This window comes from Cyanobacterium sp. Dongsha4 (genome assembly GCF_036345015.1).
Classification (GTDB): Bacteria; Cyanobacteriota; Cyanobacteriia; order Cyanobacteriales; family Cyanobacteriaceae; genus PCC-10605.
Window position 1 is genome coordinate 1388933 of record NZ_CP084098.1, and the last position, 16627, is coordinate 1405559.

The 16627-nt window shown below is 39.4% G+C and carries 3 protein-coding genes; 1 reads left to right on the forward strand and 2 read right to left on the reverse strand.

Annotation, left to right across the window (positions count from 1 at the left end):
* Window positions 1-101: 101 nt before the first annotated feature.
* Window positions 102-1679, forward strand: a complete 1578-nt coding sequence (locus Dongsha4_RS05850; RefSeq protein ID WP_330204783.1) for a Na+/H+ antiporter — start codon at window positions 102-104, stop codon at window positions 1677-1679.
* 326 nt (window positions 1680-2005) lie between these two features.
* Here the strand turns inward: Dongsha4_RS05850 and Dongsha4_RS05855 are convergent, their stop codons facing one another.
* Window positions 2006-7873 (reverse strand): ExeM/NucH family extracellular endonuclease, encoded by a 5868-nt coding sequence (locus Dongsha4_RS05855; RefSeq protein WP_330204784.1) that lies wholly within the window; start codon window positions 7871-7873, stop codon window positions 2006-2008.
* 548 nt (window positions 7874-8421) lie between these two features.
* Window positions 8422-16620: a choice-of-anchor I family protein gene (locus Dongsha4_RS05860; RefSeq protein ID WP_330204785.1), complete on the reverse strand. Its 8199-nt coding sequence runs from the start codon at window positions 16618-16620 to the stop codon at window positions 8422-8424.
* Window positions 16621-16627 lie beyond the last annotated feature (7 nt).

The window sequence follows — 16627 nt, forward strand, 5'->3', positions numbered from 1 at the left end:
AATGCTATTTTCGTAATAAAAAATCATTAGTAAGAGATTAAAAATTTAATAATTCAAGTTTTTTTAAATAGCATTTTAATCATCAATTCAGTTGTTTAATTATGAGCTTATCATTTTTTTTAGCAGAGATTTCTATAGAAGAAAATTTGCAACAATTTTTAATTGTTTTATCTGTTTCTTTAACTGTGGCGACTATCTCTCGATTTTTCAGTTGGTTTAGACAAATTCCCTATACGTTACTATTAGTAATAGTTGGTTTAGGATTAGCTTTTGTAAATATTAGGTTAATTGATTTATCCCCTGAATTAATCCTAGAAATATTTTTACCTCCTCTACTTTTTGAAGCGGCTTGGAATATTAAATGGGATGAATTAAAAAAGAATTTTCTCCCCGTGATTCTTTTAGCTACTATCGGGGTAATTATTTGTGTGGTAGGAGTTTCATTTTCTCTGAGTTATTTTACCACTATGCCAATTGCGATCGCGCTTTTAGTGGGGGCAAGTTTATCGGCAAGTGATCCTGTTGCTGTGGTAGCATTATTTCGGGAATTGGGAGCAAGTAAAAAATTAACAACTCTGTTAGAAGGGGAGAGTTTATTAAACGATGGAGTTGCGGTTGTTGCTTTTGTTTTATTGGTAGGTATTCCTCTCGGAAAAAATACATTTTCTCTGACTAATTCCATTACTCAATTTAGTGCTTTTGTAGGTATTGGAGTAGCTATAGGTTTATTAATCGGCTTTGGAATTTCTTATTTAACCCAAAGATTTGATTTACCCTTAGTTGAACAATCATTAACATTAGTGTCTGCTTATGGAGCTTATTTAGTAACAGAAAAATTAGGAGGTTCTGGGGTAATTGGAGTTGTGGTAGTGGGCTTAATTTTAGGTAATTTTGGCTCAAGAATTGGCATGAATCCTCGTACTCGTTTAATCGTTTCTGAGTTTTGGGAGTTTCTCGCATTTTTAGTCAATTCTATTATCTTTTTATTAATAGGTGATCAGATTAATTTTACTGATTTAATTACTCATTTAGACTTAATTTTTGTGGCGATTATTGCCCTAATTGTTACTCGTTTAATTGCTGTTTTTGCTTTATCATATATTAGTAATTTAATTACAGTAGTCGATATTAATTTGAGAGAACAAACAATCCTTTGGTGGGGAGGATTAAGGGGATCAGTATCGATTGCGATCGCCCTTAGTGTACCTACAATTTTATCCGAGCGTCAAGAAGTGATAGAAACAGTTTTTGGAGTAGTTTTATTCACTTTATTAGTACAAGGATTAACCACTAAATTATTTTTAGAAAAGTTAAATTTAATTGGTAATCAAGCTATTAAACAAGAGTATTCCGAATTGTTAGCCAGAAGATTTGCTTTAAGCAAAGTTTTAGATTATTTAACATCTATTCCCCCTGATAAAAACCCAGATATTGATCCCGAATTTTACAGTTATGAACAGAAATTGATCGAAGGACAACGGACAACTATTGAAGAAAAAATAGTGGATTTACAACAGAAAAACCCTGAATTAAAAGATATTTCTATGAAAAAACTGCGGGAGAATTTATTGAATATTGAAGCGGATACCTATGCTGAATTAATCCTCAAGGGGGAATTAAACAACGATTTATCGCCCATTCTACAAGAAATTATCGCACAAGAAAAATCAGATTTATGATCTGACATTCTTCTTTTAAGGGGGATTGAGTTAAAGTGGGGATAACAATTTTTTGCCCTCACCCCCAACCCCTCTCCCACAGAGGGAGGGGAGACTTTTTTCGGGATAAATTTTCATCTATGAGTGATAGCGAAAAGAGAAAAGGGCAAAAGTGAATAGTGAATAGTTGATAATTAAGAATTAAAAATTAAGAATTAAAAACTCTGAACTCTGAACTCTGAACTCCGAACTCCGTTCACGACTGGAAGGAGTGTACGAGCGCAGCGAACTCTCCGAACCCTTATTCGATATTCTTAAACCGAACTGAAGTTGAAGTAATATCGAGGTTATGCTAAAGTCTCAAAAGCAGTTCCTTCTTCTGTGAAGTTGAAACCACTATCTAAGATACTTTGACGTTCTGCTTCTCCTACAAATATGTATCCTCCGAGTTGAGTTTGGAAGCGGAAAATATCATCAGCTTTTTGGGCATCTGCACCATAGGTATAAAACGCTAAACCTTCTTCAACAAAGTTAGTATAGTTTTCTTTGATGCTTTGACGCTCTGCTTCTCCTACATACAAATATGCTCCTCCAAGGTTACTATTACGAAAACGGTAAATTGGTTCTAAGTTTTCTCCGTCTTCTAATGCGACTTTGAAGGCTTCTCCTTCTTCGGTGAAGTTAAAACCACCTTGTAAGATACGTTGTCTTTCTTCGTTCTCTACATAAATGTAAGTTCCCTCACCAGTGCGAAAACGATAAATACTGGTGTTAAGTAAGTTTTCTGTAATCAGGTCATCTACAGCAATGGTGCGATCGCTGAATTGTAGTTGTTCCACATTGCTTAATGTGTCTGTATTTGTGCCAACGGTGACAACACCATTCTCCACAGTGATGGAAAATTCATTAAATGCACCATCATAGATAACCGTGTCGAAGCCTTCTCCGCCGTCAATTTGATTATTAACGCCACTTTGTCCGCTACCGATAATAACGTCATTCCCTGCACCAGTATTAACAATGTTATTTCCACCCGCAGGATTAATGCGATCGCCTCCTGAACCAGTGGTAATATTATCATCACCATCCCCAGTGGTTACTTGATTATTTCCATTACCGAGGTTAATAACATTATTGCCATTTCCTGTGATAATGATATTGTTTCCATTTCCACCTGCAATAGTATAATTGTCATCGCCGAGATTTAATTCTCTGTCTTCGTCATCAAAGTTGATGTTTTCATTATTAACAGGATTAACTGTCACATTAACTGTTGCCGTATCAGCGCCACCATTGCCGTCACTAATAGTATAGGTAAAGCTATCTTCGCCATTAAAATCAGCATTAGGAGTGTAAGTAACAGTACCATCATCATTGTTTGTTACTGTGCCATTTTCGCCGTTAGTAATTTCTGTAATGGTTAAATCATCCCCATCAATGTCCGTATCATTGGTTAAGAGTGCGATCGCATCTGGTGTATCTTCATCTGTAGTTAATTCATCATCTACAGCTATGGGATTATCATTAACAGAATTAACTGTTACATTAACTGTTGCCGTGTCAGCGCCACCATTGCCGTCACTAATGGTATAGGTAAAGCTATCTTCACCATTAAAATCAGCATTAGGAGTATAAGTAACAGTACCATAATTATTGTTTGTTACTGTGCCATTTTCGCCGTTAGTAACTTCTGTAATGGTTAAATCATCTCCGTCAATGTCTGTATCATTTATTAAGAGTGCGTGCTGCGAAGCAGATCCCTTCGGGATCGCATCTGGTGTATCTTCATCTATAATTAATTCATCATCTACAGCTATGGGATTATTGTTTACTCCTTCAATGGTGACGGTAACTATGGCAGTATCTACTCCTCCACGATTATCAGTGACGGTATATTCAAAAGTAGTAGTTGCCGTTTCTCCTTGGGATAGGGATTCAAACTTACCATCAGGATTATAAGTCACTATACCATCATTGTTAAGAGTGACAAGACCAATAGTATTGCTAGAGTTAATACTCTTAATGACTAGGTTATCTCCATCAGTATCACTATCATTATCCAATAAGTTATCGATACTAACAGGACTATTCTCTTGTGTTGTAATAGTATCGTCCTCAGCGATTACGCTGTTATTGGAGTTAAGATCCACATATACTAAACGGTGATCAGAAGTAGGAAATTCTGCTAAATCAAATAAAGGATCATCGCTAGGTTTCCAGAAAACTTCAGCGTTAACTATTTCCAAATTGTAAGAAGGTAGGACATAATCAACTCTTAAGTTACCGGGGGGAATATCCGAGTTAGGATCATTAAAGTTAAATCCAAAATCCGCCGTATCAAAAGCAGGATTACCTGTATGGCTATCATTTGCTCCATTTTGACGGATAGAAGCATCTACCCCGCCTTCACTGATAGGAGTAATCGATTCATCGGTAGCTGAACCTTGAATAATGGGATTATTTAATAATTGGTTAATGGCTTGGGGATAGTTAGCTTTTACCTCATCTGAAGCATTAACATCGGGGAAACTGTCACCATCAAAGGGATCTGCATTATAATCCCCAACGATAACAAAACGCTCTCCTGCACTCAATCCTCCTGTGTTACCTTGATCATCATAAATATAATCGCTAGTGTTAGGGTTAACATAATCTGACCAGAATTTAATTTCATCATAATTACGTTTACCATTACGATCCTCTGTACCGTCAAAAACAGGTGGGGTAGGATGAGCCGCTAAAATATGGACAATTTCACCGTTAACATTAACAGGTACATCCCAATGACTCTTAGAAGATAGCCTTAAAATTTCGATTTCTTCGGGGGAATAATAACCATTAAGGTTTTCATTTACTTCTGTATTGGGGTCATCAATGGTAGGATCATTGGTTAACAAGTTATTGGGCATATCCTTCCATAAAAATTCTTGGAAAGTACGCACACCTTCTTCCATAATGGGATATTTGGATAACAATACCATACCGTATTGCCCTTCATAGTTACCGAATCCGAAGGCATCTCCTGCACCACCTATAACCCCATTGTTATCTAAGTCGAAACCAGAGGCAATACCCGTATTTGAAGGAGCAAAATAAACATAAGGATACTCGACAGGATTAACCCCATTTTGACTAACACCGAGATAGTTTTCTTGGAATAAAAGAATTGCATCGCCGTTGGCATCGTAGTCAAACTCGTTTAATAGGATAATATCAGGGTTAGCACGTTGGATTATTTCTGCAACTTTTTGGGCTTGAGCATCATCAGGAGTTGATAAATCCTCGATTAATTCCCCAACACTGTTACGATTTAGGGAAGCATTGAAAGTAGCAACCCGTAAATTATCATCTAAATTTAAACCGACAATCAGAGGATCATGATCAGAAGTACGATAGGGGACACTACCATCAAAAATATCCGCATCTCTGCCAAAATCTAGGTTATAGTCTAATGCGTCTGCTTCATCAGAGTTAATCTGCCATTCTGTCACCCCTGTAACTTGTTGTGCTAAACGAGGAGAAGCTAAAGCATAATCTAATGTGCCTAATTGTCCATCAAAGACGTAAGAGTAAGCAGAATCCCCTATTTTGTCTTGTATTAGGTTAATATAGTTGTTTTCTAGGGTTTTTATGGGATCTTCTTGGGCGTAGGCGTTCAAATCACCCAAAATTAATATGTCTTGATCATTACTACCTGTGGGATTAGTTCTTAACCAAGCATTAAGTGCGATCGCAGTTTCGGTACGGCGGAAATTCCAAAATCCTTGCCCGTCTAATTGGTCAAAGTTTGGATTATTAGGATCATTTAAGCCCGAACTTCCCTTCGATTTAAAATGATTAACGGCAACGGTAAAAGTTTCTCCTGTGGCGATTTCCTCAAAAGTAACAGCAAGAGGTACTCGACTGGTGGCTTCTCCTGTAAAAAGAGGTTCACCACTTAAGCCCAAATCTCCCAATTGAGCAACAATAGTGTCATCTAAATAAGCAACGGTAGTATTCGGTGCAATTCTGACGGTATCTTGTCGATAAATAGCCCCAACTGCGATCGCATCTGTACCGAGAAAATCCATACCCGGATCAACATAGGCGTAAATATCCGCCCCAAGACGCTCATTTAAAGCATTTACTAAAGTAGCAATGGGAGGTTCAGAGTCACTACCAAAATAATTTTCTAACTCTTGTAAACCGATGACATCCGCATCTAATTGAACTAAAGTGGTGAGTAACTTGTCTAATTGACGCTCAAATTCCGCATTAGGATTGTCACTAGCAGGAGGATTACCCCCAAAACGGGTTAAATCATCTGCCCCTCTTGGTTCTTGCCCTATAGCTGTATCTGTTTGTCCGTCATCAATGGTCGTAAAAAAGTTCAATGGGTTGAAACTAGCTACTTTTAAACGTCCTCCCACATCTTCAGGAGTTTCAGGGCGGGGGTTAACCTGCTCAAATTCTGGATTTTCTGTGGGCATAATACGGAAGGTTTCGTCACCAGATCCGCCACTGCCACGACTAAAACGCACTACTCCCGTTAAATTGTTAACCGCATCACCCATACGGAAAGAGTCAGCAGTATCTAAATCACCGTCGGGGAAAATAATCGGATTGGGATTTTGTACTGTTGTGCCGTCATCAATGGTAATAGTACGACTAGCTACATCCTGTAAATGAGCATCAAAGTTATCAACATCAGGCTCATTAATTTGAGTAAACTGAAAAGCGCGATCGCCCTGAATGGCTCTAAATTCTCCAAAACGGTCTAAATTGAACATTTCTGAGATGGTTAGAGTATCAGGGAAATTCACTAACATTCCCTCATAAGCCTCTAAATCAGCAATATATCTACCATCGGCATTAATCACCGTGGCAACGGGCAACATTACTTCTGTCGGTGCGATTTCCCCTGTGCCTGTGATTTGAATAGAAAGAGGTTCAAATTGAGTTTCACCGAAAAACTCGCTTACTTCTCCAGTAATATAAACTTTATCACCGACATTAACATCGACACCAAAGTTATTATCAAAAACGAAAATTCCTTCAGAAGTAAAAGGATTATCATCCATATCCGTGTCTTCTTCCTGAACATAAAAACCTCTCAGGAAATCATTACCTTGAAAATCCCCTGTAACAATGGCTTCGATCGCAAATTGTTGTCCGACAACAGGGCTAACTTCCCCATCTCCTTGAATTTCATGGATTTTGACTAAATTAAAATCGTCATTAACTACCATGCCATTAGCAGAGTTAACCGAAATAGTTGCATTATTAGTAGCATTAGATAAAGTTACCGTTACAGTCTCATCAGATTCAGCATCGGTATCTCCTATCACAGACAGGGTAATAATTTTACTGGTTTCGCCGTCAGCAAAAGTGATGGTTTCAGAAGGTAAAACTCCGCCAAAATCTGTACCATCTACATCTCCAGAAACAGTATAGTCAACGGAAACCTCACCACTGGTATTTCCAGAGCGATTTACGGTAAAAGTATATTCTGTAACCCCTGTATTTCCCTCTGCTTTTTCTGCATCCGTGGCGCTAATCTCTAAAGATGAACCGATTAAAGAAGCTAAACGGACATTATCAATACCGATGTCTTCAAAACCTGCCTCAACCCTAATTTGTAACCTTAAATCAAGGGTATTGCCATTAGTAGTGAAATTTTTTGAGAATGTTTGAGCGGAAGATGTTAAAGCCACACCATCGCCAATACCATCAAAATCGGTATCTTCTAAAAATGTAGTTTGATTAAAACTAGAGTCATCAGCAGTTTCAAAAGCTAAAAGATTTTGCCATAACCCACCATCGACTCGATACTCAAATTTGACAAAATCATCGAAATCTAGGCCGTTATCAGTATCTTGAGTGGCAATATCGACCAATAACACCAAATTCGACAGTCCAGCGATATTTAAGCTCGACCAAGTAAGAATTGCAGGAGGTGCGATCGTACTTGATGAACCGTCAATGTCAGAAGCTACTAAATAGTTATCATCAAATCCTGTATAAGTATTAAAACCATTGGTAGGATTACCATTGAAGTCTGCTCCCCCGTCACCGTCACCATCAAAAATGCCTAAATAGTCAAAGTTGGACGTGCCATAGAAAAAAGTTTCCTCATCACCATCATTATCCGTAATGGTAAATAAGGGCAATTCCCCATTTTCTTGGTAATCAAAACCTTCATGAAGAATTAAATTATTTTGTGAATCATTAACCATAATTTTCATTCCAAAAGCTAATAATAAATATGAATTTCGTTCATTACACAGTTGATAAAGCTATCAGTATAGCTAGTAATCTTTTATTAACTTTTTTACTTATTACTTACTCTTTAAAATCAAATTATTTAGTGCAGTAAACACATACGTATAATCATAATTCGGAGATTTTACCGCAACAAAAAACAGGCTTATTTCATCCTCAGTTTAAATTAATTTTAAGGATGAACATAAATTGTAAACCTTGCCAAATAAAAGATACAAAACGATTTTATTCAGTTAAATAGATGCTATATTTTACTTTTTATGAAGATTAAGCCTTCAGCAATAGTATATAACTTTTTTAAATTTTTTTATATTTTATTTTTATGTTTAAATACTTAATTTATTCTTAAACAAAAGATAATTTATAATTAATATTTTTTTGATAAAGGTACTGGAAATTTTTATATATAAAAATAATATATGGTGATTTTTATTCATAAAAAAAGGTGGGCATGACCCACCAATATCAAACTAAAATTTAAGGATGTTTTCTTCTGTCGAGATTATACTAACGCCTCAAAAGCAGTTCCTTCTTCTGTGAAGTTAAAACCACCTTGTAAGATACTTTGACGTTCTGCATTATCTACAAAGATGTATCCTCCGGGTTGAGTTTGGAAACGGAAAATATCATCAGCTTGTTGGGCATCTGCACCATAGGTATAGAATGCTAAACCTTCTTCGATAAAGTTCGTGAAGTTTTGTCTGATGCTTTGACGCTCTTCTTCTCCTACATACAGATAAGCTCCTCCAAGGTCATTGTTACGGAAACGGTAAATGGGTTCTAAGTTTTCTCCGTCTTCTAATGCGACTTTGAAGGCTTCTCCTTCTTCGGTGAAGTTAAAACCACCTTGTAAGATACGTTGTCTTTCTTCGTTCTCTACATAGATGTAAGTTCCTTCACCTGTACGGAAACGATAAATAGTGGTATCCAATAAAGGATCAGTAGGATCAGCTATTATTGTGTCTTCACGGAAGTTAAGATTTTGAATGCGAGTATCTTCTTCGATGGGGGTATCAACTTGATTAAAGGGTTGAGAACCATCTGGGAAAAACTCGGCTAAGTATTCCGCTAAAGCATCTTGCTCTCCTGCAATAGGTAGATCTGAATTATTAGGTAAGCTATCTGGATTTAAGCTATCAAGTCTGACTACATTTTCAAAGTAGAAAGCAGGATAACCGTCACCACCACCAGCTAAGAAATCAAGAATAACCATTTTGTAGGTAGTGCTAGGATCAACTACTAACTCCCCATCAACCACAATTGCTTCTTGAGTACCATCTTCACGGTTTAAAACAAGGTTTTGGATTCTTGCACCAGGAGTTTCCACACCAGTAGCATCACCATTTTCATCTCTGGTAAACTCAATGGGGGTATTATCAGGATCGAAACTGAAACTAAAGCCACCAATTTGACCAAACTGTCCGGGGGTTGCTCCTTCTGCCCATTGTGCCACAAGATGTTCTGCTAAGTCTTTGATACCCTGAGCGGAAATATCAGCAACGGAGAGCTTATTATCGAAGCGGAGAGAATTTTCTATATCTAATTGAGAAACATCTCCTTCTTCTTTACCCACCGCAGGATTAGCTTGGGGAGGCAACTGGATTAACTCGTTTGTACCACCATCGATGAAAGAAACACCGATTTGATCTCTGATACCACCACCGTTTTTCACGGAAATATCAATTTCTAAGCCATATTGTTCCGCATACCAGAGGTTAGCATCAGCAGTTAAGTTACCGAGGTTGGTTTCTTCTGTGCGGACACTAGAGCGTAAACCGTTGAGCCAAACTTCAGTATTACCGAAGATGTTGCCATCTTTGCCGTTAATGAAGTTACCTACTCCGTCCACAATTTCCACTACTTCAGGATCTGCAACGGCTTTTACTTGTTCAAAAGTAGTAATATCAGCAGTATAGAGGCGATCGACTCCTGCGATGTCCGTAGCAAAAGCACCACTTTCATCACCAACACTGATAATATTTCCTTCTGCGTCAAAATCAACGATTAACTGTCCTACATAACGATAGTTAGCGGCAGTGTTGACTAAGTAAATATCGTTACCGTCAGCATCTTGGAAAACTTGGGGATAGGGCTGTAATAACTCAGGAGGAGTTTGGGTTTCGTCTTGACGAAGGGTATCATCATTATTTGCCATAACACGGTGAGAACCGCCACCCATTAAAATATCCACATGACGTAATTTAGAAGCTAAGGCTTGTTCAATCTCGAACTGTTGTAAATGAGTCATCACAACAATTTTGTTGATACCTTGCTCGACTAAATCATCTACGAAAGGTTGGACACTTTGAGCGATTAACTCGGCATTAGTTTCAATATCACGGCTATTGGGATTAGTTAACATGGTAATGCCACCAATATTCGCAATTTGCGGTAAATAAGGCACTACTGCACCGATTACACCAATTTGCTCTCCGTTTACATCCACTACCACGCTTTGAGTTAAACTAGCGGGTTTAGGGGCTTCTCCTGCTGGTACTACTAAATCTTTGAGGTTAGAACTATCAGTAGAATAGTCAAGATTAGTTGCTAAATAAGGGAAATTCGCACCAGTGAAACCAGTGTTAGGATCAATACCTGTACCTTGAATATTGGCATTAGGTGCGATCGCATTATAGAAAGCGGAAGTTCCAGCGTCAAATTCATGATTACCAACGGCAGCCGCATCCCAACCTAATTCATTTTGAATGAGAATATCGGCGATACCTTGACGACCATAAATGTCTTGACTAGCATTGAAGAAAGGTCCTGCAATGAATAAATCCCCTGAAGATAGTTTCAAGGTGTTCTCATACTGTGCATCTAAGGCATTTAAGACCGCAGAAAATCCGATCGCATCTTGTAAAGCGGGGATACCTGCTTCTTGATCCGAAGCGTGAAGTAGTTGTAAAGTGAAAGGCTCAGGAGTAATTGCATTTATTTCATAGATGCTTGTTGATCCACTAATTTCGTTAGATACTACTAATAAAGGAATACCATTAGGACTATCTTCAGCACTGATAAACACTAAACCTTCTGGTCCTAAATCTCCTGCATCTGGGTTAGATGAACCGTCTTCTAATTGAGCGTCAACGGTAAAGTCACGATTATTCATATATTGAACGAATTGAGCATTAGTAGGATCGCTAATATCATAAACCATCACACCGCCTACTCTTTCTAAACCGATGAAGGCATAGGGAACACCATTTACCTCGCCGATTGTTACTCCTTCGGGTTCAGGTCCTTTATCGTCAGAACGGTTATCAAAGGAATCGTTATCATCGTTAGTGGAGTTGAAGTATTCGGGAATGTTTTGTGCCACAATTTGCTCGAAATCATCACCACTATCAAAGACTAAGTTACCGTTGCTATCCCAGATAGAGAAGGATCTTGCACCATAAGCATAAAGTTCTTCATATTCTCCATCGCCGTCAATATCCCCTAAAGTATTGGTAACGTTTAAGCGACCTAATTGCTCATCTTGTTGTAATCTTCCAGCATTGGGGAAGGCAATAGGATCTAACGTTAAATCACCGATTCGGTTTTCTTCGTTGAAAACTTCTCCTTCCTCAAGGATAACGTTACCCTGATCATCTTCTAAATCCCCATCAGGACGGATTCTTGCGTCTCCCTCGTTAGCAGTAACTAAGTAGGTTTGACCATTCACTTCATAAGATGCGATCGCATCTGGCTGATACATTCCAAAGATGGGCCAGTTTTCAATATTGATGAAGCCGTCACGGTTACTAGCATCAAGACCATTACCTGCAAGACTATGATTTTTGAATCCTAAAGGTACAATACCTGAAACCGTACCAGTAGCAATGTCAACAACTGCTAACGCATTGTTTTCCTGCAATGTAACGTAGGCAGTCTGAGAATCAGCAGAAATGGCGATATATTCGGGTTCTAAATCTTGAGATACACTAGCGTTTAAACCGAAAATGCGGACACCCTGAGCAATTAAAGCATCTTTTTGAGCAGTAAAGGCGTTGAAAGTGGCATTGGTAACAGTAGCATTTTCCACTCCCGTACTAATGTCAATGACACTAATAGAACCTTCTGGATCAACGCTGTAATCGTCATTGGGTTCACCCTCATTAGCCGTTAATACTTTCATTCCGTCTGGGCTAAATGTCACCATGTCAGGTAATGCCCCAACTGTCACCGTATTAATTGGGTTAACAGGGTTACTGAAATCACTGTCACTGTTAAAGAAAGCAACACTACCATTATCGGTTTTTACATTAGCTTCAAGGGCGATCGCAACTATACCATTTTTAACGGCAACACTATTAGCTACACCACCTAAAGCAGAAGCATCGATCGCACCAATTTTAACGGGATTACTAGGATCAGAAAGATCTAAAACATCAACGGTTACGGCTTGAGCATTGACTACAAACAAACGGTTGGTGGAAGGATCAAACGCAGGAATTTCCGCCGCACTCTCATCAAACTGGCCAGTGGCATAAGTTCCCACTAAATTTAGACTAAGGATACCAGAACCCGGAACTTCAACAATAGGACTAGGTATATCAACATCAAACATGAAGATTTGACCACCTTGATCCCCTTGACGTTCAGCAACAATACCGCCAGACTCACCACTGTGTTGCACAACACCGATAAAAGTTTGTTCACGGAGAGGCACATTATTGATGATTTCTTGAGCTCCCGTTCCTGCAATTTCCTCCTGAGTGTAGAAACTACCATCTTCTTTTCTGGCAACCAAAGGAGTTACGTTCCAAGTACCAGAAAACTCAGAGCTTGTGGCACGGGTAAAAGTACCGGGGATAGCCGCAACACCTGCCAATCCACGAGGGTTATCACTACCACCTGCTGAAGCTAGAAAATAGCCCGTATTTGGTTCACTTAGTTGCAAATCCTCTGAATCAATAGGCAGGATCATTTTTCTTTCCCCTGCATCGTTACCAGAGTCTTCGTCTAAAATGAGATAGTCACCATCAGAGGTTTTAACCCACTGAAGACCATCAGGTTGATTTAACCGAGCTTCTCCTGCTTCGATGTGAATAGCATGAGTTAAAGTTCCATCAGGATTGAGATCATCGCTCTGGTGTCCTAAACCCTTACCATTGGTTTCTAAAGTTAATGCACCATCAACCCCTGCAACAACACGGGTTACATCGGCGGATAAATAATCTGGTAATCCGTTACCATCAAGATCATTTTCTAAGTCGTTAACAATGTTGCTAAAGTCAATACCGAGAATGGTACTAGCATCGGTTAAGTTAATTACATAGCGAGAGTTATTAATATCGGGATCTACCGCAGGATGTTCAACTTTACTGTCACCGTTAAAGAAGGTGTAGCCATCTGGCTGTTCATTTGGTTCACCATTATCACCGTCTTGCAACCACTTATAGACATCGGTTTCTCCAGCATTTTCGGGAGTATCAAAACCATCCCACTGATAGCTAGTAGCGTAGTAGCGAACGCTGAAGTTATCGGGTGCATCTCCGTTGGTAGCATAAGCATTAAGCATTTCGGTGTCAGCATCAACTTCGGTAATACCTAAAGCCGCATAGGTTTCAGGGGTAGCCGCCATACCATAGAGTTGACCAAATAACAAACCATTACGAGCTAGAAAAGCGTCTCGCTCTGATGCAGTGCCATAGTCAATGACGTTACCAGAAGCATCCATATCTTTTTTACCAATGTAGATGCGTAGAGGTGCAGGTTCAACTTCTAAGTTATAACCCGACATAACGAGAACTACATAGTCTTCGTGACCAGAGTTGATGGGTAGAATTTTCTCATAGCCTGATTGACCCAAAGCAGGTACAGTGTAGGCAGTTTCATTGGCAATGTCCACCACCATAGAAGCCAAGCCCATAGTGCTGTTGATGAAAAATTCCTCACCACCATCAAACATAGCACCGATGTTCCACTCTTCAGCCATGAACCACACATCATCTTCAAAGCCGATGCCTTCACCATATTTATAGGCAGGTTCGTAGTAAGCACCACAGAAGGAGTGGAAGAACCAATCCGCTTGGGTTAATTGTAGAGGTTCGATAAACTCATAAACCGTTCCATCCGCACCAGTCTGGTTGCCCCATTTAGCACTTAAATCACTCTGATCGGTATTTTTACCATCAACGATTTCACCAAAGACGTTATAAACAACATTGAATAGATTTCCAGAACCCTCAAACATTTCACTAGCGGCACTGTCATTGTTAAGGAAATTGGCGAAACCTTCACGGTTATAATCAATGGTGTGGATATGAGAACCCGTAAAAGTTGCTCCATTACTCATTACCCAAGGATAAGTCTCATTGGAGAGAGTACCATAGGATTCGGATTGATAAACCACTCTTACAGTATCTTCATCCAACAACCAAGCGGCTTGACCATCGGGATAACCCGTTAAAACACGACCAGTGTTAGGATCAATTTCACCTATTGTTGCTAAGGCTTTAAAAGTTCCGTAAGGAAAATCAGTGTCTCCGCTTCCACCATCGAGTAAATGTTCAGGTGCAGTGGAAGTACCTGCTTGAGGAATTAATGCAGTGGTTTCACCAATTCTTGTACCAAAGTCTAATTTGACAAGTTGAGTTTCGCCACTGTTATCATCAACGCCATCATTATCGTTAATTACCCAAATGGCATCGTCAGTAACGGCTAAACCTTCGAGTTTTTCGGGCATTAAACCACCAGTTGCAGTAAAGGCAGGAATTAAATCCCTAACAAACTGTTTCTCAAGGGTATCACCATTTTCTGCTTCGGAGAGATTAATGGAATATAAGCGTTTAACCGCCGCATCAGGACCACCTTGATTATCTCTTTCTATGATAAGAAAGTTACCATTACCGAGGGGGGAAATATCGGAAAGACCAACCCAACCGCCATTTTGAGACTCAACCGCATCGAGGGGATAGAAATAATCACCTACCCATTCAGAGGTATTGGTATCATAAACCAAAACACGAGGATTAGGATCACCTGTCCAAGCCCGTTGAAGAATGGTTACGAGTTTACCATCATCATAAGCAACACCTTCTAAACCGAAGCGGATTTGTTTAGCGTTGATGTCATCAGGAAGGGTGACAACCTCTTCTATATTTCCTGTGTTGGCTTCGACTTTGAACAAATAGTTAAGAATTTGTCCAGCTTCTCCTGCTGCACCTGCACCTTCAGAGGCAATCCAGAGATAACCGTCTCCTGTGGCGGCAATGCCTTCGGGATCGATGTTAACAGTGTTGTCAGGGTTAACTAGATCAGGTCGTAAAGCGGCAAAAATACCATTAGTGTCTTTGATGGTTGTTGCGGTGGTTAATGTCGCTGGTGTGGTAGAAGTATCAATTTCAAAGAAACGATTTGATTTATAGAAGCTATCTTCGACGGCATAAAGGGTATTATCAGATCCTGCCGCTAAACCAGACATCGCACCCCAAGGAATGGGAATACCATTTTCTTCCATGGTTGATTGAATATCAGGGTAAGAGGCAGGGGCATTTGAATATTCATAAATATTGATCACCGAGCGAATTACATCACCACGGGAATCAGCTTCAGAAGCCGCAACAAAAAGATTTCTCTCAGGGATAGCTTTTCCCCCTTCGGGAGCTACTCCTGCTGGTAGAACTTGAACAAATTGGGGATTTGTGGGATCATTAACGTTGTACACGAAAACGACACTAGAGCGTTCGGAGTTGATGAATAAATAATCTGTACCATTGTAGGTAGCATATTCAATATTTTCAGACTCGTTACCCTTATTCTCAGAACGTGCTTCTGGGTAATGACCAATACTAGCAACAATGTGTTCTAACTCATTCCCAGAGGTATAAACAATATTGCCTTCTAAGTCATAAATGGTGAAGCCACGACTACCGCCATTCCAATCTCCTTCATCGGCAGTGGCAATGTATTGTGTACCAATGAAGGTAATGCCATCGGGTTCACGGGGAACATTGTTGAGAGAAGAAGTTTGATTGATAATGTCATCTTCTACGGTGTCAATATTGGTCAAATTAACAGAACCAGTAGAGAAACTTCTAATAACAGTGGCCGTTGCTAGATCAATCAATACAATGGCGTTGTTTTCCTGAAGGGTAATAGCCGCAATATTATCACTACTAATGTCCACAAATTCAGGTTCGGGGTCTTCTGGAACGGTCAAACCTTCAAGACCAGTTACGGGAACTACGCTTGGTGTCCAGTCAATAAGATTATTACTGGAAGTATCGACAATAACCACAAAACCTGCTGGTAATTGAGGTAATCCACCATCCCCTAAATCTTCATCTCTTTCGTTTTCGATCGCAATTACTGCATAGTTACCATCTGGACTAAGCGCGATCGAATCTGGTTGTCCTCCCAAACCCCATCTATTGACAATCACCTGAGAGGAGATGTCCACTGCTAAAAGCTCTCCTGAAGGATTTACAAAGCTCTCGCTCGTGTTGACAGCAACGAGGGCGTAATTTCCCTTTACAATAACGCTAGTGGGTTCTCCATCAACATTAACTTCTCCGAGGGGCTGTGGATTGGACGGATCGGTAATGTCCACAAATCCCACTGTTCCTTGAGGAGAATTAGAATAGATAAGAGTATTGCCATCAGTACTGTTAGCAACAATTTCGGCGGCAGTTTCCAGATCGGTATTACTGTTGGGATCAATCTGACTAGCGACCACAAAAGACGCAATACGGTTAAAATTTCCAGCTTCCATAAATATC